Origin of the sequence: Streptomyces sp. NPDC001137 (genome assembly GCF_040298885.1) — a bacterium.
GTDB lineage: Bacteria > Actinomycetota > Actinomycetes > Streptomycetales > Streptomycetaceae > Streptomyces.
Genome location: NZ_JBEPBA010000029.1, coordinates 89,744 through 111,915 on the forward strand (window position 1 = coordinate 89,744; position 22,172 = coordinate 111,915).

The 22,172-nt window shown below is 71.0% G+C and carries 20 protein-coding genes; 7 read left to right on the plus strand and 13 right to left on the minus strand.

Features of this window, described 5'->3' with window-relative positions; all coding sequences use genetic code 11:
• Positions 1-70: 70 nt before the first annotated feature.
• Positions 71-565, minus strand: coding sequence for a GNAT family N-acetyltransferase (locus ABT254_RS39760; RefSeq protein WP_351481758.1), 495 nt, complete (start codon positions 563-565; stop codon positions 71-73).
• Positions 562-1,557, minus strand: a complete 996-nt coding sequence (locus ABT254_RS39765) for a GlxA family transcriptional regulator (RefSeq protein ID WP_351481761.1) — start codon at positions 1,555-1,557, stop codon at positions 562-564. Before ABT254_RS39765 ends, ABT254_RS39760 begins: the two co-directional genes overlap by 4 nt.
• 70 nt (positions 1,558-1,627) lie before the next feature.
• Here ABT254_RS39765 and ABT254_RS39770 point away from each other — a divergent pair, with 70 nt between their 5' ends.
• Positions 1,628-2,995: an MFS transporter gene (locus tag ABT254_RS39770; protein ID WP_351481764.1), complete on the plus strand. Its 1,368-nt coding sequence runs from the start codon at positions 1,628-1,630 to the stop codon at positions 2,993-2,995.
• Positions 2,996-3,006: 11 nt separating this feature from the next.
• On the opposite strand, the gene ABT254_RS39775 is transcribed toward ABT254_RS39770, so the two are convergent.
• Together ABT254_RS39775 and ABT254_RS39780 are read right to left on the minus strand one after the other, a co-directional pair.
• Positions 3,007-3,615, minus strand: a complete 609-nt coding sequence (locus ABT254_RS39775) for a DUF1349 domain-containing protein (protein WP_351481767.1) — start codon at positions 3,613-3,615, stop codon at positions 3,007-3,009.
• Positions 3,616-3,653: 38 nt separating this feature from the next.
• Positions 3,654-5,183, minus strand: coding sequence for an aldehyde dehydrogenase (NADP(+)) (locus ABT254_RS39780; RefSeq protein WP_351481770.1), 1,530 nt, complete (start codon positions 5,181-5,183; stop codon positions 3,654-3,656).
• Between the two features lie 155 nt (positions 5,184-5,338).
• Between ABT254_RS39780 and ABT254_RS39785 the strand changes: the two genes are divergently transcribed.
• From ABT254_RS39785 to ABT254_RS39795, 3 genes are all read left to right on the plus strand, one after another.
• On the plus strand, positions 5,339-6,112 hold the full coding sequence (locus ABT254_RS39785; RefSeq protein WP_115908899.1) for an IclR family transcriptional regulator domain-containing protein: 774 nt from the start codon (positions 5,339-5,341) through the stop codon (positions 6,110-6,112).
• 18 nt (positions 6,113-6,130) lie between these two features.
• Complete coding sequence (locus tag ABT254_RS39790; RefSeq protein ID WP_351481773.1) at positions 6,131-6,601, plus strand: GNAT family N-acetyltransferase; 471 nt, start codon at positions 6,131-6,133, stop codon at positions 6,599-6,601.
• Positions 6,602-6,681: 80 nt separating this feature from the next.
• Positions 6,682-8,133 (plus strand): peptidoglycan D,D-transpeptidase FtsI family protein, encoded by a 1,452-nt coding sequence (locus ABT254_RS39795; RefSeq protein WP_351481776.1) that lies wholly within the window; start codon positions 6,682-6,684, stop codon positions 8,131-8,133.
• A 14-nt stretch (positions 8,134-8,147) separates the two neighbouring features.
• Here the strand turns inward: ABT254_RS39795 and ABT254_RS39800 are convergent, their stop codons facing one another.
• Positions 8,148-9,599, minus strand: coding sequence for an NCS2 family permease (locus ABT254_RS39800; protein WP_351481779.1), 1,452 nt, complete (start codon positions 9,597-9,599; stop codon positions 8,148-8,150).
• Between the two features lie 239 nt (positions 9,600-9,838).
• Between ABT254_RS39800 and ABT254_RS39805 the strand changes: the two genes are divergently transcribed.
• Together ABT254_RS39805 and ABT254_RS39810 are read left to right on the plus strand one after the other, a co-directional pair.
• Complete coding sequence (locus ABT254_RS39805; protein WP_351481782.1) at positions 9,839-10,405, plus strand: SigE family RNA polymerase sigma factor; 567 nt, start codon at positions 9,839-9,841, stop codon at positions 10,403-10,405.
• A complete protein-coding gene (locus ABT254_RS39810) occupies positions 10,402-11,226 on the plus strand; it encodes a hypothetical protein (RefSeq protein WP_351481785.1) in 825 nt (274 codons plus the stop codon). Before ABT254_RS39805 ends, ABT254_RS39810 begins: the two co-directional genes overlap by 4 nt.
• Positions 11,227-11,600: 374 nt before the next feature.
• Here ABT254_RS39810 and ABT254_RS39815 read toward each other — a convergent pair whose 3' ends face one another.
• From ABT254_RS39815 to ABT254_RS39840, 6 genes are all read right to left on the minus strand, one after another.
• Positions 11,601-12,398 (minus strand): HAD family acid phosphatase, encoded by a 798-nt coding sequence (locus ABT254_RS39815; RefSeq protein ID WP_351481788.1) that lies wholly within the window; start codon positions 12,396-12,398, stop codon positions 11,601-11,603.
• Between the two features lie 180 nt (positions 12,399-12,578).
• A complete protein-coding gene (locus ABT254_RS39820; RefSeq protein WP_351481791.1) occupies positions 12,579-13,724 on the minus strand; it encodes a Gfo/Idh/MocA family protein in 1,146 nt (381 codons plus the stop codon).
• 129 nt (positions 13,725-13,853) lie between these two features.
• Positions 13,854-15,584, minus strand: a complete 1,731-nt coding sequence (gene araD, locus ABT254_RS39825) for an L-arabinonate dehydratase (RefSeq protein ID WP_351481792.1) — start codon at positions 15,582-15,584, stop codon at positions 13,854-13,856.
• Positions 15,581-16,492 carry a dihydrodipicolinate synthase family protein gene (locus ABT254_RS39830; protein ID WP_351481795.1) on the minus strand — a complete coding sequence of 304 codons (912 nt, stop codon included), beginning with the start codon at positions 16,490-16,492 and terminating at the stop codon, positions 15,581-15,583. Before ABT254_RS39830 ends, araD begins: the two co-directional genes overlap by 4 nt.
• Positions 16,489-17,169 (minus strand): GntR family transcriptional regulator, encoded by a 681-nt coding sequence (locus ABT254_RS39835; RefSeq protein WP_351481797.1) that lies wholly within the window; start codon positions 17,167-17,169, stop codon positions 16,489-16,491. Before ABT254_RS39835 ends, ABT254_RS39830 begins: the two co-directional genes overlap by 4 nt.
• Positions 17,170-17,328: 159 nt before the next feature.
• The gene (locus ABT254_RS39840) at positions 17,329-18,081 is read right to left on the minus strand and encodes an MBL fold metallo-hydrolase (protein WP_351481800.1); all 753 of its coding nucleotides are present in this window, start codon (positions 18,079-18,081) and stop codon (positions 17,329-17,331) included.
• Positions 18,082-18,306: 225 nt separating this feature from the next.
• Here ABT254_RS39840 and ABT254_RS39845 point away from each other — a divergent pair, with 225 nt between their 5' ends.
• The gene (locus tag ABT254_RS39845) at positions 18,307-19,542 is read left to right on the plus strand and encodes an MFS transporter (RefSeq protein WP_351481802.1); all 1,236 of its coding nucleotides are present in this window, start codon (positions 18,307-18,309) and stop codon (positions 19,540-19,542) included.
• A 361-nt stretch (positions 19,543-19,903) separates the two neighbouring features.
• On the opposite strand, the gene ABT254_RS39850 is transcribed toward ABT254_RS39845, so the two are convergent.
• Positions 19,904-21,067, minus strand: a complete 1,164-nt coding sequence (locus ABT254_RS39850; protein WP_351481805.1) for a hypothetical protein — start codon at positions 21,065-21,067, stop codon at positions 19,904-19,906.
• Positions 21,068-21,097: 30 nt separating this feature from the next.
• The gene (locus tag ABT254_RS39855) at positions 21,098-22,039 is read right to left on the minus strand and encodes a 5-dehydro-4-deoxyglucarate dehydratase (protein ID WP_351481808.1); all 942 of its coding nucleotides are present in this window, start codon (positions 22,037-22,039) and stop codon (positions 21,098-21,100) included.
• Positions 22,040-22,172 lie beyond the last annotated feature (133 nt).

Sequence of the window (22,172 nt, forward strand, 5' to 3'; positions counted from 1 at the left end):
TCTCCAGCTCGTACGGGTACGGAGACGGAGACACCCTCCGCCGAGTAGATGAACGTTCAAGCAGCAGCGATCATTCCCCGGTCACCGCGAACCGCAGCGGGAGGTGATGGTCGCCCTCGGCGGGCGGGTTCTGACGGTCCGGGACCCAGCCCTGGCGGGCGTAGAAGGCCTGGGCGCGCCGGTTGTCGACATGCACGTCGAGGACGGCCGTGCGCGTGCCGTCGGCCCGCCACTGCTCGACGCAGGCGGTGTGCAGGGCGGTACCGATGCCGGAGCGCCAGTGGTCGGGGTCGGCGTGGAACTGGAAGAGCTTGACCGTTTCCGCCGGGGCGCCCTCCGGGGTGCGGAAGGAGGCGATGCCGACCAGGCGGGCGTCGCGGACCGCGCACAGCACCTGGCCGTCGGGGCGCTCGATGGCCCGGGTCCAGGCGGCCTGCCAGTCGAAGCCGTCGTCCGGGTAGTAGGTGGCCCGGGCGCGCGCATGCAGGGCGGCGACGGTCGCGGCCTCGGCCGGCAGCGCGGTTCTGATCACCAGGGAGTCGACGGTCCGGTTCGCTCTGATCATGCAGCGGAGGACGTGGCCGCGGCGGGCTCGGTTCCCAGGCGGGTGAACTGTGCCCGGTAGGCGCTCGGGGTCAGGCCGGTGCGCCTGACCACATGGGCCCGCAGGGAGTCCGCCGTGCCAAGGCCGCAGGCGCGGGCCACCTGGTCCATGGGGAGGGTGGTGGTCTCCAGGAGCTCCTTGGCGCGCTCGATGCGCTGGTGCAGCAGCCATTGCAGGGGGCTGACGCCGCTCTCGGCGTGGAAGCGGCGGGTGAGGGTGCGGACCGAGACGCCCGCGTGGCGGGCCAGGTCGGTCAGGGTGAGGGGCTTGTCGAGGTTGCGCATGGCCCAGCCGCGGGTGTCGGCGCAGACGGTGCCGCGCTCGGGCGGCAGCGGGGTGTGGGTGAACTGGGTCTGGCCGCCCGGCCGTACGGGGGCGACGAGGGCGAGCCGGGCGACCTCGTTGGCGACGGCGGCGCCGTAGTCGGTGCGGATGACGTGCAGGCAGAGGTCGATGCCGGCGGCGTAGCCGGACGCCGTGACGTACGGGCCGTCCTGGACGTACAGCACGTCTCCCTGGAGGTCGACCTGCGGGTAGCGCCGCCGCAGTTCGTCGGCGTGCGCCCAGTACGTCGTGGCCCTGCGCCCCTCCAGCAGCCCCGCCTCGGCGAGCTGGAAGGCGCCGGTGCACAGGGAGGCGATCCGCTTGCCGGCGTCGGCCGCCTCGCGGACCGCGGCCACGATCCGCGGGTCCGGCTCGTAGGGCGCGCCCGTGCCGGCCACGACCACCGTGTCCGCCTCCCGCACGGCCTCCAGCCCCTCGCGCACATAGAGGTCGAGCCCTCCGCTGGTGGGTACGGGCCCGGGCTCGGCGGCGCAGATGACCACGGTGTAGCCCGGCCGCCCGGCCACCTCGACCTTGCCGAACAGCAGCTCGGGGATGGCCAGGTTGAACATCGAGACGGGCGAGGGCGCGATCACGGCGATGCGGTGCGGGGCGAGCCGGTCGGGCATGGCCAGAACCTCCGGGTGCATGGCATTCGGGCCACTACTGTACGACGGCCCGGATCCCCAGCATGGAGTCATGTCGACCGACCGGATCCTCAACGCCGTACAACCCATCCGCGCCGAACGGGAGTTGACGCCCAAGCGGCCCTCCCCCGGGCTCACCCTCACCGCCGCACTCCTCGGCTTCGCGCTGATCTGCCTCGACGCGTCCGTGGTGAACGTGGCGCTGCCCGCGATCGGCTCCTCCCTCGGCGCGGGGATGTCCGGTCTGCAATGGGTGGTGGACGCCTACACCCTTCCCTTCGCCGCGCTGATGCTGTCCACCGGGGCCTTCGCGGACCGGACCGGGGCGAGCCGTGCGTTCGCGCTCGGTACCGCGGTCTTCACACTCGCCTCGGCGGCCTGTGGACTGGCGCCGAACCTACCGTCCCTGATCGGCGCGCGCGTGGTGCAGGGCGGGGCGGCGGCCGTCGTGCTCCCGGCCTCGCTGGCGCTGGTGCGGCAGGCCTATCCGGAGCCGAAGCGGCGTGCGCGTGCGGTGGCGGCGTGGGCCGCCGGCGGTTCGGTGGCGGTGGCGCTCGGTCCGGTGGCGGGCGGTCTGCTGACCACGGCGTGGGACTGGCGCGGCATCTTCTTCGTGAATCTGCCGGTGGGGGCGCTGATCGTGGCCCTGCTCGTACGGGCCCCGCGCTCCGAACGCCGCCCCGCACCGCTGGACCTGCCGGGGCAGGCCACGGCGGTGGTGGCGCTCACGGGCCTGACGTTCGCGGTGATCGAGGGCGGTACGGCGGGATGGGCGGCCCTCGCGGTCACCGTCCTGGCGGCCGTGGTCTTCCTCCGCGTGGAGTCGCGCAGCCCGCATCCGGTCGTCCCCCTCGGGCTCTTCCGCAACCGGACGGTGGCCGTGGCGGTCGCGGCGGGCGCGGCGGTGAGTGTGGCCTTCTACAGCGTGGTGTTCGTCTTCTCCCTCTTCTTCCAGCAGGTCCAGGGCCTGTCCGCGCTGCACGCCGGGCTGGCGTTCCTGCCCATGACGGGCCTGATCGCGGTGACGAACGTGGTGGCGGGCAAGCTGGCGGGGCGGTACGGGCCGCGGCTGCCGATGCTGGTGGGGCAGGCGCTGGCGGTCGTGGGACTGCTGGTCCTGCTGTACGTCGACGCCGGCACGTCTTCCGTCCTGACGGCCGCGCTGCTCGTACCGCTGGCCCTGGGGTGCGCGCTGACGGTGCCGCCGCTGACGGCCGCGATGATGGACGCGGTACCGGCGGAGCGGGCCGGGCTCGCGGCGGGTGTGCTCAACGCTGCGCGGCAGGTGGCGGGGGGTTTGGGGATCGCCGTGTTCGGGACGTTGGTGGCCCACGGGTTTACTGGGGGAATGCGGCTGAGCCTGGCGATCAGTGCGGGGGCGCTCGCGCTGACTTGTGCGGCTACGTCTCGGTTGCGGTAGGCGCTGGTTTGTCAGTTGCCGTCTCTCAGATCCGCCGGCCAGTTGGGGCGGAACTCTATGTGGTCGTAGGTGACCACGCAGCCCTCTCCCATGGGTGACTGGGACATGAAGCCGACGAGGGCGTCGCCGGTCTCCTTCTCGTTGCCCAGGGTGAAGAGGCGGATGAAGGTCCAGCGCTTGCCGTCCCGGGAGGCGTGGAAGGCGAAGGCGCGGCCGGTGCGGCTCACCCGGAGCCAGACCGAACTGCCGTCCACGGTGAAGGAGTTGGCGTCGTCGGAGTGTCCCCGGGTGACCACCGTGCAGACGGTGGGCACGTCCGGGGAGTACTCCAGGCAGAGCTTGGCCCAGGCCCGCTCGCCGACATGGACGTACAGGACCCCCGCGTCGAAGGCCGAGGCGAACCCGACCGTGACGCGCGCGATCAGCTGGAAGTCCCCCTCGGGCGCCCCTAGCAACCGGGGCGCGTCGGAGGCGGGCTCCAGCGCCTCCCCGGTGGGCGGGACGAACCGGTCCTGCCGGGGGCCCGCCCATCCGCTGAGGATCCCGTCCTCGTACAACCAGTGCCCGTCGGGGCCGTAGGTGCGAAGAGCGAAAGGCAGTTCGGGAAGTTCCACGTCCATCAGGCGATTGTCGCAGGCCCGGTGAGCCGCCTCGGCGCCTAGCGCTCCAGGCGCCCGTTGAACCGTCGGGGCAGTCCCAGCGGGTTGTCGTCCCGGAGCTCCGGCGGAAGGATCGCCTCCGGTGCCGTCTGGTACGTCACCGGCCGCATCCAGCGCTCGATGGCCGTGCCGCCGACCGACGTCGACGTGGACGTGGTCGCCGGGTACGGGCCGCCGTGGTGCTGGGCGGGGGCCACCGCGACACCCGTCGGCCAGCCGTTCACCAGCACCCGGCCCGCGAGCGGCGTCAGCTCGGCCAGCAGCTCCGCGCCGCGGCCCTCCCCGGCCGCCTCCTCCGCCGACAGATGAACCGTCGCCGTGAGATTGCCCGGCAGTCGCGACAGCACGCCCTGCACCTGCGCCTCGTCCTCGTAGCGGGCCACCACGGTGACCGGCCCGAAGCACTCCTCCAGGAGCAGGTCGTACTGGCCCTCCTCGGCCAGCTTGTCCGCCGAGACCGTCAGGAACCCGGCGCTCACCGTGTGCTCGCCGCCCGCGCCCGGCGTCACCGGGGACTCGACCTCGGGAAGCTCCGCACGCTCGGCGACCCCGGCGATGAAGTTGTCACGCATCCGGTGGTCCAGCAGGACTCCGGCGTCCGTGTCGCTGACCGCGTCCGTCAGGGACTTGACCAGGCGGTCGCCCGCCGCGCCGCTCGGTGCGAGCACCAGGCCCGGCTTCACGCAGAACTGGCCGACGCCCAGCGTCATCGACCCGGCGAGGCCCGCGCCGATGGCCTCGGCGCGCTCGGCGGCCGCGGCCTCGGTGATGACGACCGGGTTCAGGGAGCCCAGCTCGCCGTGGAAGGGGATCGGCGTCGGACGTGCGGCCGCCGCGTCGAAGAGGGCGCGGCCACCCCGTACGGAACCGGTGAAGCCGGCCGCCGCGACGAGGGGGTGCTTGACCAGCTCCACGCCGGCCTCGAAACCGTGGACCAGGCCGACGACGCCGTCGGGGATGCCGTGCGCGGCGGCGGCCCGGCGCAGCACCTTGGCGACCAGCTCGGACAGGGCCGGGTGGTCGGGGTGCGCCTTGACGACGACCGGGCAGCCCGCGGCCAGCGCGCTCGCGGTGTCGCCGCCGGCGACCGAGAAGGCGAAGGGGAAGTTGGAGGCCGAGTAGACGGCGACGACACCCAGCGGCACCTTGTAGCGGCGCAGGTCAGGGATGGGCGGGGTCGCGGTGTCGTCGGGGTGGTTGATGATCACGTCGAGGAAGGCGCCCTCGTCGACGATGTCCGCGAAGGCCCGCAACTGGTAGCAGGTGCGGGCGAGTTCGCCGGTGAGCCGGACCGGGCCGAGCGCGGTCTCGGCGTCGGCGGTCTCGACGAGCCCTTCCTTCGCCGCCTCGAGCTGCTCGGCGGCGGTGCGCAGGAAGGCCGAGCGGACCGCGCGGTCGGCGAGGGCGCCGCGCGCGGCGTGCGCGGCGCGGACGGCGGCGTCCACCTCCTGGGCTGTGGCCTCCACCGCAACCTGTTCACGCTGCTTCCCGGTACGGGGGTCGACACTCCAGACTGGTGCTGCTGCCACCGCGGGTCCCTCCACGTATGTCTTGCGGTATGTCCTGCTTGTATTGCCGCAGTATCTGGGTCATCCACCAGGGTCGTTCGATATACTGAACGCTGTCTCTGATGATGAATATGCTGTCGGAGACTATTTCCCGTCGAACGAAGGGGTCAAGGGCGATGTCGGTAGCCGAGACAGGCGGCGGGGCGCAGGTCAAGTCCGCGGTGCGGACGGTCGAGCTGCTCGAATACTTCGCCGGCCGGCCCGGAATGCACTCCCTCGCATCGGTCCAGGAGGCCGTCGGGTATCCCAAGTCCAGTCTCTACATGCTGCTGCGCACGCTGGTGGAGCTGGGCTGGGTGGAGACGGACGCGACGGGCACGCGGTACGGCATCGGGGTGCGGGCACTGCTGGTCGGCACCTCGTACATCGACGGCGACGAGGTGGTGGCCGCGGCCCGGCCGACCCTGGACCGGCTGTCGGACGACACCACGGAGACCATTCACCTGGCCCGCCTGGACGGCACGAACGTGGTGTACCTGGCCACCCGGCAGTCGCAGCACTATCTCCGTCCGTTCACGCGGGTGGGGCGCAGGCTGCCCGCGCACTCCACCTCGCTGGGCAAGGCGCTGCTGAGCACGTACACGGACGAGCAGGTCCGCAAGATGCTCCCGGAGACCCTGCCGGCGCTGACCGAGAACACCATCACCGACCGGGAGAAGCTCATCGAGGAGCTGCACCAGGTGCGGGAGCAGGGCTTCGCCGTGGACCGCGAGGAGAACACGCTGGGGCTGCGCTGCTTCGGCGTCGCCATTCCCTACCGCACTCCGGCGCGCGACGCGATCAGCTGCTCGGTGCCGGTGGCGCGGCTCACCCCGGCCCACGAACAGATGGTCAAGGACGCCCTGTTCGACGCGCGCGACCGGCTGACCCTGGCGACCCGCAGGCTCTGACTCCTAGGCTTCGGCGTCATGGACGTCGAACTCCGTGAAGTGCACGACAGTGATCTGCCGGTCTTCTTCCGGCAGATGAACGACCCCGAGGCCCTGCACATGGCCGCGTTCACCCCGAAGGACCCGGCCGACCGGGACGCCTTCGACGCCCACTGGAAACGGATCCGGGCCTCCGGGGACGTTCTGCGCACGGTTCTGGTCGACGGTGACGTGGTGGGCAGCGCCGCGGTGTACGGCGAGCCGGGCGAGCGCGAGGTCACCTACTGGATCGACCGCGCGTACTGGGGCCGGGGCATCGCCACGGCCGCGCTGCGGGAGCTGGTGACCCAGGTGCCCGAGCGTCCGCTGTACGCCCGTGCGGCCGCCGACAACACCGGCTCCCTGCGGGTCCTGGGCAAGTGCGGATTCCGGGTGACCGCCCGGGCCTCCGGGTTCGCCAACGCGCGCGGCGAAGAGATCGACGAGTTCGTGCTCGCACTGGACGCCTGACACCGCCGTGGATGAGCGTCCGATGAGAAAGACGGACGCATGGGAACGATCGACCCGCTCCTGGTCGTCTTCCGAGTGGGATGAACAAGACGATCAGGCGGGCCGCCGTCTTCTCACTGCTGCTTGTGATCGCTCTGCTGGTCAGGGCGACCTGGGTGCAGTTCTACGACGGCAAGGCCCTCGCGGACGACAAGGACAACCGGCGCAACGCGATCCAGACGTACGCGGAGCCGCTCGGGAACATCATCGTGGGTGGCAATGCGATCACCGGTTCCGCGGTGACGAAGCACAGCGACCTCAAGTACAAGCGCACGTACAAGGACGGCAAGCTGTACGCGGCGGTGACGGGCTACGCCTCGCAGGCCTATGCGCCGACCCAGCTGGAGGGCATCTACCGGGACCTCCTGGACGGGACGGACAACCGCCTCAAGACCGTGATGGACACGGTCACCGGCAAGCGGGCCGACCCGGGCAACGTGGTCACGACCATCGACCCGGACGTGCAGAAGGCCGCGTACGACGCGCTCGGCGACAAGAAGGGCGCGGCCGTCGCGATCGATCCGAAGACCGGCAGGATCCTGGCGGTCGTGTCGACGCCGTCGTACGACCCGTCGTCGCTGACGGACGCCAACACCGCCGGTACGGCCTGGAAGAAGCTCAACGCGGACTCCGACAAGCCGCTGACCAACCGCGCGCTGCGCCAGCCGCTGCCGCCCGGCTCGACCTTCAAACTGGTCGTCGCGGCCGCGGCGTTGGAGGACGGGCTGTACTCGTCGGTGGACGAGAACACGAAGAGCCCGGACCCGTACACCCTGCCGGGTACCACCCGGGACCTGTCCAACGAGAACCCGAACGCGCCCTGTGAGAACGCCTCGATACGCACGGCGTTGCAGTACTCCTGCAACAACGTCTTCGCGAAGATGGCCGTCGACCTGGGCCAGGACAAGGTGAGGGCGATGGCCGAGAAGTTCGGCTTCAACGACACGGAGCAGGACGTGCCGGTGCGGGCCTACACCAGTGTCTACCCCTCCGACATGGACCGGTCCTCCACGGCCCTGACGGGCATCGGACAGTACGACGTGACCGCGACCCCGCTCCAGATGGCGATGGTGTCCGCCGCCCTGGCCAACGGCGGCAAGCTGGTCTCGCCGCACATGGTCTCGCAGATCACCGACAGCGGCGGTGACGTGCTGAAGAACTACGACGACAGCACGAGCACCAAGGAGATCGTCAGCTCCTCGACCGCCGGGCAACTCCAGTCGGCGATGCAGACGGTGGTGGAGAAGGGCACCGGCACGAACGCCCAGATACCGGGCGCCACCGTGGGCGGCAAGACCGGCACGGCCCAGCACGGCGAGAACAACAGCAAGACGCCGTACGCCTGGTTCACGTCCTTCGGCAAGGAGGGCGGCAAGGAGGTCGCCGTGGCGGTGGTCGTCGAGCAGTCGAACGCGGCCCGCTCGGAGGTCAGCGGCAACGGGCTGGCCGCCCCCGTGGCCAAGGCCGTGATGGAGGCGGCACTGAAGAACTGAGTCCCGGTCCGTGCCTACTTCACGCCCAGGATCTGCTCCACGGGGTCGATGGCGAAGTACACCAGGAACAGCGCCGACACACCCCACAGCAGCCAGTGCACCTCCTTCGCCTTGCCGAGCACCGCCTTGATGACGACGTAGGCCAGGAAGCCCGCCCCGATACCGTCGGTGATCGAGTAGGTGAACGGCATCGCGGCGATGGTCAAAAACGCCGGGATGGCGATCTCGTACTTGTCCCAGTCGATGTGCTTGACGTGCGTCATCATCAGGAACCCGACCGCGATCAGCGCAGGCGCGGCCGCCTGCAGCGGCACGATGGTCAGCAACGGCGTCAGGAACAGCGCGAGCCCGAACAACCCACCGGTGATCAGGTTGGCGAAGCCGGTACGCGCCCCCTCGCCCACACCCGCCGCCGACTCGATGTAGGCGGTGTTGGAGGAGGCGGAGCCCAGGCCGCCGGCCACCGCCGCCGCGCCGTCGATGAACAGGACGCGGCCGATCCCCGGCACCTGCCCCTGCTCGTCGAGCAGTCCGGCCTCCGCGCTGATGCCGACGATGGTGCCCATGGCGTCGAAGAAGTCCGACAGGATCAGGGTGAAGACCAGCAGGACGGCGGTGAGGATCCCGGCCTTCGCGAAGCCGCCGAACAGGCTGAAGTGACCGATGAGTCCGAAGTCGGGGGTGGAGACGATCTTGTCGGGCACATGCGGGGTGGTCAGGCCCCAGCTCTTGATGTCGGCCACCGCGTCGATGACGATCGCGACGATCGTCATGGTCACGATGCTGATCAGGATCGCGCCCTTCACCTTGCGTGCGAGCAGCGCGATGGTGAGCAGCACGCCGAGACAGAAGACGAGGACGGGCCAGCCGGTCAGCCGGCCCACGGCCCCCAACTGCACGGGCACGGTGGTCTGCGCCGCGTCCGGGATACGGCTGACGAACCCGGCGTCCACGAAGCCGATGAAGGCGATGAACAGGCCGATGCCCACGCCGATCGCCTGCTTGAGCTGCTGCGGAATGGCATCCATGATCGCTTTCCGCAGTCCGGTCACGACCAGGACGCAGATCAGGATGCCTTCCAGGACGACGAGCCCCATCGCGTCGGACCAGCTCATCAGCGGGGCGAGCTGGAAGGCGACGACGGCGTTGAGGCCGAGGCCCGCGGCGATGGCGAGCGGGAGGTTGCCGCCGACGCCCATGATGATCGTCATCACACAGGCCACCAGGGCGGTGGCGGTGACGAGTTGGCCGGTGTCGAGGCTGTGGCCGAACTTGTCCTTCGCGCTGCCGAGGATGATGGGATTCAGGACAAGGATGTAGGCCATCGTGAAGAACGTGGCGAAGCCGCCGCGTATCTCCCGGCCGAAGGTGGACCCCCGCTCGGAGATCCTGAAGAACCGGTCGACTCCGTTCGCCGCTGGTGGTGCGGCACTTTGCCGGTCGGCCGTCTTCCCGGTGTCGGACATGGCGGGTGCTCCTAGGTGCCTGATTGATCAGTGTGCGGATGCTGGCTGGATTGTTCCCGCGATGAACCCGTTTCAGGTTTTCTCCGTGTTACGGAATCGGTCGGCCCGCCAGACTTTGTTCGAAGCCCCGTACGAGCCGGGTGTTCATCACTGCTACGCTTCCGGATCTCGTCCGGGCCTCCTCCGGATGATCACATTCCTCACGTGTCATCTACATGCCACACGCAGAGAGGTCACCCGTGGGCACTGTCGTCGACGATGCAGCCTCCGAGGAGTTTCACGCCTTCTTCGAGCGGCACTACGCCGAACTGTCCCGGCTCGCCCATCTGTTGACCGGCGAGGCGGACGCCGCCGACGATCTGGCCGCCGACGCACTGCTCACCCTGTGGCACCGCTGGGACCGGGTGCGCGCCGCGGACCATCCGGCCGCCTACGCCCGCGGAGTCGTCGCCAATCTGGCCCGCACCCGGATCCGCAGCGCCGTGCGCGAGCGCCGGCGGATCTCGCTGTTCTGGTCGCAGCGCGAGGAGAAGACCGATAATCCCGACATAGCAGGCGTTGTCGACGTCCAGGAGGCGCTGCGCAGGCTGCCGTTCAGGAAACGGGCGTGTGTGGTGCTCCGGCACGCGTTCGACCTGTCGGAGAAGGACACCGCTCTCGCCCTGGGTGTTTCCGTGGGTACGGTTAAGTCCCAGACGTCCAAGGGGATGGCCGAGCTGCAGAAGATCCTCGGCTCCCAGGGCGTACCGCAGAAGGTGCACGCGGCGATGGCGCGCGGCGGCAAAAGTGGAGGAACCGTCCGATGAGGCAGCAGGACGTGCACGACGAGCTGCGCGCCCGGCTGCACGAGACGGCCGAGGCGCACCAGCCGGACCGGGCCAGGATCCTGGCGCGGATCGAGCGGGGCATGAGCGGGCACAGCCGCCCCGACCACCGGGCGACGCGTCCGCCGGTGTGGGGCTGGGCCCGGGTGGTGGGTGCGACGGCCGCGGTCGCGGGCATGCTCGCGGTGGGCGGTTACGCGGTGGCGTCCGCGGTGAAGGACGACACTCCCCCGCAGCAGACGGTCTCGGTCTCCCCCACGCCCACGCCGTCGCCCGACGCGACGAGCCGGGCGCCCGTTCCGCCGGTCGGCCGGACGCCCAGTGGCCCTCCGCGGTCCCACAGGCCGAGCGGCAGTCCCGCGGCGAAGCCCTCCGCCTCCGCGGGGGCGCCCGCCTCCGGCCGGAGCGACGGGCCGCTGTGGTCGGACGGCTCGCTGGACACGCACAGCAACGACTTCTGGGCGCAGAGCAACATCACACTCAGGACGAGCCGGCAACTCACCGCTCTGACCGTGCAGTTGAAAGTCGCCCAGACCGGCGGGGTCAGCAACACGGGCGCCTGGCGCTCACTGCCGGAACAGTACTTCGACCTCACGGCCGGCGAGCAGAACGGCTTCCTCGTCTACACCTGGACGCTCAAGGCGGGCCTTACGGTCCCCCAGGGCGAGTGGGTGTTCGCCGGACAGTACAACCATGCGCGCGGCGGCCGGGACGCGAAGGACGACGTCTACGCCATCACGGCCACGGCGGGCGGCACGCAGCGTGCGGTGGGCGGCGACTTCGCGACGCGCACCGGCGACTAGGCGGCTCGTAAAAAATCTTGAAACCGGCGGCAACCCTTTCCTCGCCTGCGGCAACCGAGAGACAACTGGGTTTCGACCCTCCCCACGGCACCCACACGGCCCTCGACGCGCTCCCTCACCACAGGGTCGTACCGCGGAAACAACCACACCTTCACTTTCAGCGTCCCTAGTAGTGCGGGGAGGACGGACACCTCGCAGTACAACGTCCTGGACCTGCTGACCTGAGCCCCCCTCGGTCAGCAGCCGCCGACAGAGCCCCCCCTCGTCGGCGACGAGAACGCCCCGCCGGTGACGACCGGCGGGGCGTTTCCGTCGTCCTGCCGAGTACGAGCGGCTGCTCAGGACGTGCGGCTGAGCGGGACGGACGGGACGGGTCAGGACACGAAGTACGTCGGGTTCGGGAGCTTGTAGGTGCGGTCGGCGTAGCCGCCGTCCAGATCCGAGTACTGGTCGCCGAAGTTGGCGACGATCTCGTAGCCGAGGTCGTCCTCGATGTGCTTGCGGGTGCCCGACTTGTACTGCACGGTCGTGCAGGTCCAGGCGCCCGGCGTGGCGCAGGCGCTCAGATAGGCCGGCGGGTTCGCCTTGTCCTTGAGGAACATGTGGTCGGCGTCGAGGTTCACATCGGCGCCGATCTTCTTCAGGTTCGCGACGGCGGCGGTGCGCTGCGCCTCGCTCAGACCCGAGTTGTAGAAGACCTCGACGCCCTTGGACTCGGCGTACTGGACCAGCTCGGCGCTGCCGAACACGCCCGGTCGGTCGGCCTTGTTCACGTAGTCGGCCCAGGTGGTCGGGTTGTACGTGTAGTTGTAGCGCTTCTCGTAGTCGAGGCTGAGCAGCAGCGTGTCGTCGATGTCGAAGACGACCGCGGGCTTCTCGCCCCGGTGGTGCGCCTTGCGGGCGGCCTGGTCCATGTACCTCCGGGCGGCCGAGTCGATCCGCGCCAGATCCTGGGCGTACGGGCTGTCCGGGGACGCCTGGTACACGCCGCCCGCGTCGGCAGCCGTGCCGTAGTAGGTGTCGATGTCCTTCACCAGGAGACCGATGTTGTACGGCTCATGGGTGGAGTTGGCCGTGGACTGGCCGGCCGTGGCCGCACCGGCGCCGTAGAGGGCGCCGCCGGCGAGGGCACACACTGCGGCGATCGCCGCGATACGCAGTGACTTATGCATGACAGGTTTCTACGCGCGTCACCCCCGCGGGCGCGAGACCCGTTGCCTGATCGATACCTCTTCCACAGGCAAAAAACGGGTCAAGCGCCCTGGACGGGAGGGTTCCGGATCGGTACCGCTCGGTTCATCGTCGCCCCGATGGGCCCGCGACGCGCAGGGCGGGCGAGGCGGTGGTCGTCATCAGGTGCTCACCTCTTTCGGTGGGGCCCAGGTGGCGCCGAGTTCGGAGTAGAGGGCGAGGGTGTCGGCGGCGGTCGCGACGAGTCCGTCGATGCCGGGCACGACCCTGCGGCCCTCGTCGGGGATCAGGTGCCAGGCCGCGGCGGGCAGCGGGGCCGGGTCGGGTGCCTGCCGGATCGCTTCAACGACCCTCATGAAGGCGCCCGTCGCGTCGGGGGTGACCAGGAGGTCGGCGCCGTCGGTGAGGTGGTCGACCAGGTTCTCCAGCAGGTCGGTGCGGCCGTACTCGTACTCCTCGGGACCGTGGTCGGCGCGCTGGAGCAGGATGCGGTCCTGCTTGTACCAGTAGGTGATCCGGCCGCGGGTGCCGTGCACGACGACATACGGCTCGTCGTCCCGCTCGGCGCACAGGGTCGCGGCGACGGTGACCTTGCGGCCCGGTGCGGTGGTGACGCGGACGCAGGAGGTGTCGTCGGACTCGATGTCGTTGGCGCGCAGCAGTTCGAGTTCGATGCCGGTGACGTCCTCGGCGCGTGTGGTGCCGTTGACGGCGAGCGCGGTGGCCACGGCGTGCGCGAGGGGGTTGGTGAGCACGCCGTCGATGACATCGACGCCGTTCAGGCGCCGTTTGCCCGCCCAGGGCGCCCGCCGGTAGTAGGCCTCGGGGCGCACCCAGGCGCCGGCCCCGCCGACGCCGGCGAGTTCGCCGACGGCGCCCTCGGCGACCATCCCGAGGATCGCCGGTACGGCGTGCGAGCCCAGCGACTGGAAGCCGATCTGGCAGACCACGCCCGCCTCGGCGACCCCGTCCGCCATCCGCCGGAACTCGGCGTACGACGGCGCGGGCGGCTTCTCCAGCAGCAGGTGCACGCCCTTGCGTGCGGCCGTGAGCGCCAGCTCGGTGTGGGTGGGGATCGGTGTGCAGATCACGGCGATCCGCGCGCCGGTGGAGTCGAGGAGCGCGCCGAAGTCGGCGGACTGCTCGGGCGTGCCGAGGCCGTCCGGGATCTCGTCGGCGGTCAGCGGGGTCAGCTCGCAGATCCCTGCCAGCCGTACGATCCCCTTGTCCTGGAGCCGGCGGATGTTGTCCAGGTGCCAGCGGCCGTGACCGCGCGCGCCCGCCAGGACGATGTCTACGGTGCTCATGGGATCCTCTCTGCGCCCGCGCCGCGCGCCACCTCTCGGTCGGCCGCCTCGGCGCTGTCGATCTCTGTGTGCAGGGTAGGCGTCCAGCCGACGTCGGCCGTGAGGTCGCGTTGCCGGCTCTTCACGAGGTCAGCCGGCGTAAGGGTCTGGGACCTTGCCCGGCCTTGCCAGGAACGCGAAGTCGCAGCCGGTGTCCGCCTGCGTGATCTGCTCGTTGTAGAGCGCGCCGTAGCCGCGCTCGTGGCGGGTGGGCGGGGGTGTCCAGGCCGCCTTGCGTTGTGCCAGCTCCTCGTCGTCCACGTGGAGATGGAGGGTGCGTGCCTCGACGTCGAGGGTGATGAGGTCGCCGGTGCGGACGAGGGCGAGCGGGCCGCCGATGTACGACTCGGGCGCGACGTGCAGTACGCAGGCGCCGTAACTCGTGCCGCTCATCCGGGCGTCGGAGATGCGGACCATGTCCCGTACGCCCTGCTGGAGCAGGTGGTCGGGGATCGGCAGCATGCCGTACTCGGGCATGCCGGGGCCGCCCTTGGGTCCGGCGCCCCGCAGCACCAGCACGCTGTCGGCAGTGATGTGCAACTCCGGCTCGTTGATGGTGCGTTGCATGGTCCTGTAGTCGTCGAAGACGACCGCGGGACCGGTGTGCTCGAGCAGGTGCGGCTCGGCGGCGATGTGCTTGATGACGGCGCCGTCGGGGCAGAGGTTGCCGCGCAGGACGGCGACTCCGCCCTCGGCGGCGACCGGGTTCTGGCGGGTGCGGATGACGTCGTCGTCGTGGACGACGGCGCCCTCGATCTGCCCGCCCAGGGTGCCGTTGACGGTCGGCCGGTCCAGGTGGAGGAGGTCGGTGATCCGCGAGAGGAAGGCGGGCAGGCCGCCGGCGAAGTAGAAGTCCTCCATGAGGTACGTCTGCCCGCCGGGACGGACGTTGGCCAGCACCGGCACGGTGCGTGCGATGCGGTCGAAGTCGTCGAGGGTGAGCGGCACTTGGGAGCGGCCCGCCATCGCGATCAGATGGATGACCGCGTTGGTGGAGCCGCCGAGCCCGAGCACCGTGGTGACGGCGTCCTCGAAGGCCTCGCGGGTGAGGATCCCGGACGGCTTGAGCCCGGTCCAGGCGAGGTCCACGGCGCGCCGGCCGGAGGCTGCCGCCATCCGCTCGTGCCCGGAGTCGACGGCCGGGATCGAGGAGGCGCCCGGCAGGGTCATGCCGAGGGCCTCCGCGGCCGCGGTCATCGTGGACGCGGTCCCCATGGTCATGCAGTGACCGGGCGAACGCGCCAACCCGCCCTGCAGCTCCCGCAGTTCGCAGTCCGACAGGTTGCCCGCGCGGTGCTCGTCCCAGTACTTCCACATGTCGGTGCCGGAACCGAGGGTCTCACCGCGCCAGTGCCCGGGCAGCATCGGCCCTGCGGGTACGAAGATCGACGGTACGTCGGCCGAGGCGGCGCCCATGAGCAGTGCGGGTGTCGACTTGTCGCAGCCGCCGAGCAGCACGGCCGCGTCGACCGGGTACGACCGCAGCAGCTCCTCCGTCTCCATCGCGAGCAGGTTGCGGTAGAGCATCGGGGTGGGCTTCTGGTACGTCTCCGAGAGCGTGGCGACGGGGAACTCGAGCGGGAAGCCGCCGGCCTGCCACACGCCCCGCTTGACCGCATCGGCGCGCTCGCGCAGATGGACGTGGCAGGGGTTGATGTCGGACCAGGTGTTGAGGACGGCGATCACCGGGCGGCCCCGGTACTCCTCCGCCTCGTAGCCGAGCTGGCGCATACGGGCGTTGTGCGACCAGGTGCGCAGCCGGCCCTCGGTGCCGTACCACTGGTGACTTCTGAGTTCCTCGGGACGCATTCTGTCGGTCATGTCGACCATCCGGCGGCCATGGCGGCGACCTCGGCGCGCACTTCCTCGGAAAGGGTGCTGCTCGGCGGGCGGACGTCGCGGCGGCACAGACCGAGGGAGGCGAGGGCCTCCTTGACGACGGTGACGTTGTCGGCGGAGCCGTTCGCGGCCCGCAGTTCCTCGAAGCGGCGGATCTGCTCCCAGACCTTCATGGCGGCCGGGTAGTCGCCGGATCGCAACGCTTCGATCATGTTCAGCGAGACGGACGGGGCGACGTTCACCAGGCCGGAGGTGAAGCCGGTGGCGCCCGCGGAGAAGTACGAGGGCGCGTAGGGCTCGGCGAGTCCGGCGACCCAGACGAAGCGGTCGAGCCCCGCGTCCCGCGCGAAGGCGGCGAACCTGGCTGCGTCCGGGACGGCGTACTTGACGCCGATGACGTTCGGACAGGCGTCGGCGAGTTCGGCGAGGCGGGCGCCGGTCAGCTGGGCGTTGCGGATGTAGGGGACGACGCCCAGCTCGGGGACGGCCTCGGCGATGGCGCGGTGGTAGTCGACCCAGCCGCCCTGGGAGACGTACGGGTGGACGGGCTGATGGACCATCACCATCTGGGCGCCGTGCTCACGGGCGTGCCGGGCGGAGGCGACGGCGGTGGGCACGTCGTGGCCGACGCCGACGAGGATCGCGGCTCGGTCGCCGGCCTCCTCGATGGTCGACTCGGTGACGAGACGGCGCTCTTCGGGAGAGAGCGCGTAGAACTCGCCGGTGTTTCCGTTGGGGGTGAGGATGCGGATCCCGCCTTCGAGCAGCCGGCGCAGCAGGGCCCGGTGGGCGTCCTGGTCGACGGTGCCGTCCTCGGCGAACGGAGTCACCGGGATCGCCACCACATCGGCCAGGGCCGCCCGTTGGGTCTCGAACGTCACGCTGCTCATGCGGTGCCTTCCTGGTTCGCTGCCTGTTCCGTGACCTGGTCGGTGGCCTGGGGGAACGCTCGCTCGACGAAGGACGCGATATGGGCGTGCAGGGCGCGGGCCGCTCCGTCGGCGTCGCCCGCCAGGGCGAGCCGCAGGATCTCCCGGTGCTCGCCGGCCTCCCGCTCCCAGGAGGGCGAGGCCGCCCAGGCCACCGCGGAGACCAGGGCCGCCTGGTCGCGGACCTCGTCGAGCATGCGACCGAGCAGCGGGTTGCCGCAGGGCAGGTACAGGGCGCGGTGGAACTCCCGGTTGGCGAGGGACCGTTCGGCCGTGTCGGTGGCGTCGTCGGCTCTGGTCAACGCGGTGCGTGCGGCGTCGAGCAAGGCGCCTCGGCGCACCGCCCGCCTGAGCGCCTCGGGCTCCAGCAGCAGCCGCACGTCGTAGACCTCGCGCGCCATGTCCGCGTCCACCATGCGCACCGTGACGCCCTTGTACTGGCTCATCACGACGAGTCCGGTGCCCGCCAGGGTCTTGAGCGCCTCGCGCACCGGGGTCTTGGACACCCCGAACTGTGCGGCGAGCTCGGTCTCGACCAGGGCCTGGCCCGGCGTCAACTGCCCGGTGAGGATGCGGTGCTTGATCGCGTCCAGCACGTACTGCGTGCGGGACGGGATCGGCGTGGGCACGGAGGTCATGCGCGCCTCTCGGAGGTCACGTATCAGATCCGGGGTGTCTGATCTCGCGTATCGCGTCTCATATATGACATACGAAGTACGACGCGTTGAAGGTAGGAGGGGGCGCATGCCTCGTCAATGCTTCTGACAAAGGAAGTGGGGGTCGCGGGGTCCGGCCGGTCAGACGGTCGTGGTCTTGCCCTCGCGGGCCGCGGCGGTACGGCCACTGAAGGCCGCGGCGGCCCGTTTCGTCGCCGACTCGCTGGTGAGCGTGGGTCCTACGTGGGTGACGAGCAGCCGGCTCGCGTCGGCCGCGAGGGCCGTGGCGCCGGCGTCCTCGGGGGTCAGGTGCACCTGTTCGCCTTCGCGATGGGCGTCGATGTCGGCCTCGCACAGGAACAGGTCGGCGCCGAGGGCGAGTTCGGTGAGCGCGGGGCACGGCCCGCTGTCCCCGGAGTACGCGAGCACACGCCCCTCGCACTCGGCCCGCAGCCCGTACGCCTCGACGTCATGGACGACGGCACGGGAGGCGAGGATCAGATCGCCGTGGCGGGCGGTGTGACCGTCGCACAAGGTACGGAAGTCGAGGATGCCGCTCAGGAATCCGGCGTCACGGCGTCCGAAGAACCCGGCGAGGCGCTGGGCGCAGTCGCCGGGTGCGTAGACCGGGACGGGCGCGGGCGGGGTGAGTCCCCCGTACGCCAGTGCGTACACCGCGGACAGCAGATCGGCACTGTGGTCGGCGTGCACATGCGAGATCCAGATGGCGCTCAGACGGGCCGGGCTCGTGTGCCGCTGCAACTCCGCGAAGGTGCCGGGCCCGGCGTCCACCCATACCTCGGCGCCCCCGCCGCGCAGGAGATACCCGGAGCAGGGCCGGCCGGGCCGCGGGTGCGGGGAGGCGGTGCCGAGGACGGTGAGGGTGAGGGGCATGCGGGAAGCGTAAGGTCCGCTCGCAGGCAACCCGCCGGCGCGGCGACCGGATCCGCGGCGGGCTCGCTCCCGGCCCGCGCAGACGCCCGGTCACCGCATCCGCGGCCGCCACGCGCCCCCGAAACTCATCCCAGCCCGGTCTCCATCCGTACGGTTCGGCCGGGCCCGCCCATAAGGCACTTGCCTGATCCCCGGCCGGGGGCCTTAGACCCACCATGGCCAGGCATGACGACATCGACATGGGCGGTGGTGCGGGTCCTGCGGGACCGCAATGCGGGCCTGTATCTCGCCGGGGTGGTGATCTCCGGCTTCGGGACGTCGGCACTGTGGCTGGCGTCCGGAGTGTGGGCCAAGGAGCTGACCGGTTCGGACGGACTGGCGGCGCTGTGCCTGCTCGCCATGTGGGCGCCCACGCTCGCCGGCCCCCTGCTCGGCACGCTCGCCGACCGGTTCCGCCGCAAACCGCTTCTCCTCGGCGCGAACCTCCTTCTGGCCGCCCTTCTGCTCACCCTCTTCACCGTCGACTCCCCGAGCCGCCTGTGGCTGCTCTACACGGTCCTCTTCGTGTACGGCGCCGCAGGAGTCGTACACGACGCGGCCGAGTCGGCTCTCGTCGCCGCCGCGGTCGACCACTCCCTGCTGGGCGACTTCAACGGGCTGCGCATGACGGCGACCGAGGCCATGAAGCTGGTGGCCCCGTTGGCCGGCGCGGCCCTGTTCGCGGCGTACGGCGGGCCGGGCGTCGCCCTGCTGGACGCCGTCACGTTCGTGCTGGCCACGGGCGTGTACGCACTGTTGCGCGTCCACGAGGAGAAGCCGCAGCCGCCCACGCCCGGCGGGCGGCGACGGACCGCGGAGGGCATCGGATACCTCTGGAACCACCCCGGGCTGCGCCCGCTCGTCCTGGCGGGCGGCACCACGATGTTCTGCGCGGGGATGTCCGGGGCGCTGCTCTACGCCGTCATCGACGGCCTCGGCCACTCCCCCGCCTACGCCGGCGTCCTGTACGCCGTCCAGGGCGCCGGATCGGTCGCGATCGGTCTGGCCTGCGGCCCGGCCCTGCGCCGCCTGGGCGAACACCGGTTCGCGGCCTGCGGAATCGCCCTCACGGGCGTCGCGGTCGCCGCCCGAGCCATCCCCTCGGACCCGGTGGCCCTGGCCTGCGGCTCAGCGATCGGAGCAGGGCTCCCCTGCGTCCTGATCGCCGCGCTGACCGCCGTACAGCGCGAAACACCGAACGCTTTGCTGGGCAGCACGGCCGCCACGGCCAACACCCTGCTCTTCGCACCGAACGTACTCGGCCTGGCCGCCGGGGCGGCCCTGGTCGAACTGACCGACTACCGCCCCCTGCTCCTCACCCTCGGCACAGCCCTACTGACCACAGCCACCCGCCTCCCCCACTCCCCGACAAGCACGACGCCCACCACCTCCACGCCCCCGCCCGACACCAACCCGACGTGATACAGCCACAGGGCGACCCACCCCACGCCCGCCGTCACTGCGACCGCCGCCCTCGGCAGCCGAACGAACGCGAGGCAGCCGGGGGCTGGTGCTCCACCGGCGCCCCGCCCGCGGCCAGAGAGACCGGCTGCCCACTCCGGCAAAAGGGGGGCCGGCAGGCGCCTGGCGCAGTTCGGCCACCGCTGACCGGCACTCACAGCGTGGCGAGCGCCGACGTCGTCCGACGCCAACACAGCGCGCTACAACAGCAGTCCGGTCGGGCCCTGCCGCCCCTCATGCGCCGCCTCCGCAGCCGGCGAGGCCGGACAGCCGCCATTCCCGACGAAGGGAGCCGGCGGGCCCCTGGTGCCACCCGGCTCGCTCAGAGGCCGGCAAGTGCCGAGCGCACGGCCTCAAGGTCCCCGTTCGACGCCAAGCCGGCGTGGTACAGCCGTAGTTCGGTTGCGCCCCGGCGCTGTGCCTGGGTCGCGTCCGTGGGGAGTGTTCTCGGGCTGCCGCCCATTCCCGCGATCACGGGGAAGTTGGCGGCGATGACCGTGTTTTCCCGGCGCTGTTCGGCGAAGGGGGTCAGCAGGTCCGGGCCGCCCGCGCACGGTACGACCACGCCGTCCGCCACGGACAGGATGTGGGCCGGGTCCACGCCCGGGTTTGCGCCGACGTGGTACGTCACGGGGTCGGCGTGCAGCAGGACCTGGAAGCCGTCGGGGGCCGCCGCGCGCACCGCTCGTACCGCGGTCTCCTGGAGCGTTCGGGCGGTTTCGTCGCGCCACGCGCGCGTGGCGGCTGCCTTCGTCTCGCCGAGCAGCTTCTCGACCCCGGCCCACCCGCCGTCATCGGGCGCACCCCGCCACAGCGGCTCCAGAACGTCGCGTACGGAGGCCGCCAACTCGTCGGCGTCCAGGCCCTGTTCGCCGTAGCCGGCCCGGCAGGCGGGGCAGAAGCACAGGGCCATCAGGTACATCCCGGCGTCGCCGAGACCCACCCCGCCGGTCTTGTCGTGGGCGTGCAGATGCTGGAGGCCGTACCAGCCGAGCGACTCGAGCTCCGTGCCGCGCGCTCCCGGTCGTACGGCGGCCTCGACGGCCAGGTCGACCAGGTACGCGCGCGTGGCGGGCCGCGCGATGCACGGGGCCCACGGGTAGCGGTCGCCGTAGGCGTTGACGACGGAGGTGTCCGGATGTTCGGCGCCCAGACGGGAGTTGTGGGCGAGGACGACCCAGGTGTGCACCTCCAGGCCGGCGTCCGCGAGGGCTGTGGCGGCCTCGCCGTAGGCGTCTCCGGGCGCCCAGTCCCCGGCGGGGTACGGGCGCAGCGCGCGTCCTTCCCAGCGGCCGTCGGTGGGATACAGCACAGCCGCGTGCTCGGCCGTCACGATGCGGTGGCGCGGGTGGCGGGGCGTCAGCGCCCGTGTGGAGTGGTACGCGGAAGCGAGGGTCACCTGCTGCACACCGAGCGCGGCGATGCGGCCCGCGGCCTCCGGGTCCCCGTTGACGTCCCAGGGATAGACGAAAGTCGACGCCTTCACTTGCTCTCCGTCTTCACTGGCTCTCCGCCTTCACTTGTTGTCTTCCAACAGCGCATATCCACGCTCGATCAGCTCGGCGAGCTGCTTGACATGCTCCTCGCTGGGCTCGTGCAACGGCGGCCGGACCTCCCCGACATCGAGCCCGCGCAGCCGTACGCCCGCCTTGACCAGGGCGACGGCATAACCGCGCCCCCGTGCGCGCAGTTCGACGAACGGCCGGTAGAAGCCGTCGAGGAGCCGGTGCGCGGTGGCGGTGTCACCGGACTCCAGCGCCCGGTGGAAGGCGAGCGCGATCTCCGGGGCGAAGCAGAACACGGCGGAGGAGTAGAGCGGGACGCCGATGGCGCGGTAGGCGAGCTGGGTCTGTTCGGCGGTCGGCAGGCCGTTGAAGTAGAGGAAGTCGCCGGGGATCTCGGTGCGGACGGCGCTGACGATGCGCTGCATGAGGTCGAGGTCCCCGAGGCCGTCCTTGAAGCCGATGACACCTTCCGTGCGGGCCAGTTCGACGACCGACTCCGGGGTGAACACGGCGTTGTCACGCTGGTAGACGATCACGGGCAGCGCGGTCGCGGCGGCCACTTCCCGGTAGTGCCGCAGCAGCCCCTCCTGACCGGCGAGTACGAGGTACGGCGGCATGGCGAGCAGCCCGTCCGCCCCGGCGGCCTCCGCCACGCGCGCGTACCGGACGGCGAGCGCGGTGCCGTACCCGACGCCGGCCACCACCGGCACCCGGCCGTCCGCCGCCTCCACCGCCACCCGCACGCACGCCTCGAACTCCTCCGGCGTGAGCGCATGGAACTCGCCGGTGCCGCAGCACGCGAAGACCGCGGCGGCCCCGCCCTCGACCCCGCGGCGCACATGGGCGCGGTACACGTCGAGGTCGACCGAGCCGTCGGGGCCGTAGGCGGTGACCGGGAAGAACAGCGGCCCGCTGGGGATGCCGAGTCGAGCGGCGAGAGGGACTGGCGTCACGGGCACTCCCGATTCCGAAACCGATTCCACGCTCATGATCTGCGTCTACATTTCTGAACGCCACCACGCTAAGGCGCCTCTTTGTGACCGGTCAAGCGCGCCCACCGCCATCACATCAGCGGATTTCCGCATT

Excerpts from the sequence above, each read along its gene's own strand:
- ABT254_RS39770 (WP_351481764.1), top strand. The coding sequence starts at position 1,628 with ATGTCGACCGACCGGATCCTCAACGCCGTACAACCCATCCGCGCCGAA.
- ABT254_RS39790 (WP_351481773.1), top strand. The coding sequence starts at position 6,131 with ATGGACGTCGAACTCCGTGAAGTGCACGACAGTGATCTGCCGGTCTTC.
- araD (WP_351481792.1), bottom strand. The coding sequence starts at position 15,584 with ATGACCGACAGAATGCGTCCCGAGGAACTCAGAAGTCACCAGTGGTAC.
- ABT254_RS39810 (WP_351481785.1), top strand. The coding sequence starts at position 10,402 with ATGAGGCAGCAGGACGTGCACGACGAGCTGCGCGCCCGGCTGCACGAG.
- ABT254_RS39775 (WP_351481767.1), bottom strand. The coding sequence starts at position 3,615 with ATGGACGTGGAACTTCCCGAACTGCCTTTCGCTCTTCGCACCTACGGC.
- ABT254_RS39765 (WP_351481761.1), bottom strand. The coding sequence starts at position 1,557 with ATGCCCGACCGGCTCGCCCCGCACCGCATCGCCGTGATCGCGCCCTCG.
- ABT254_RS39760 (WP_351481758.1), bottom strand. The coding sequence starts at position 565 with ATGATCAGAGCGAACCGGACCGTCGACTCCCTGGTGATCAGAACCGCG.
- ABT254_RS39785 (WP_115908899.1), top strand. The coding sequence starts at position 5,339 with ATGTCGGTAGCCGAGACAGGCGGCGGGGCGCAGGTCAAGTCCGCGGTG.
- ABT254_RS39800 (WP_351481779.1), bottom strand. The coding sequence starts at position 9,599 with ATGTCCGACACCGGGAAGACGGCCGACCGGCAAAGTGCCGCACCACCA.
- ABT254_RS39795 (WP_351481776.1), top strand. The coding sequence starts at position 6,682 with ATGAACAAGACGATCAGGCGGGCCGCCGTCTTCTCACTGCTGCTTGTG.
- ABT254_RS39840 (WP_351481800.1), bottom strand. The coding sequence starts at position 18,081 with ATGCCCCTCACCCTCACCGTCCTCGGCACCGCCTCCCCGCACCCGCGG.
- ABT254_RS39835 (WP_351481797.1), bottom strand. The coding sequence starts at position 17,169 with ATGACCTCCGTGCCCACGCCGATCCCGTCCCGCACGCAGTACGTGCTG.
- ABT254_RS39830 (WP_351481795.1), bottom strand. The coding sequence starts at position 16,492 with ATGAGCAGCGTGACGTTCGAGACCCAACGGGCGGCCCTGGCCGATGTG.
- ABT254_RS39845 (WP_351481802.1), top strand. The coding sequence starts at position 18,307 with ATGACGACATCGACATGGGCGGTGGTGCGGGTCCTGCGGGACCGCAAT.
- ABT254_RS39815 (WP_351481788.1), bottom strand. The coding sequence starts at position 12,398 with ATGCATAAGTCACTGCGTATCGCGGCGATCGCCGCAGTGTGTGCCCTC.
- ABT254_RS39820 (WP_351481791.1), bottom strand. The coding sequence starts at position 13,724 with ATGAGCACCGTAGACATCGTCCTGGCGGGCGCGCGCGGTCACGGCCGC.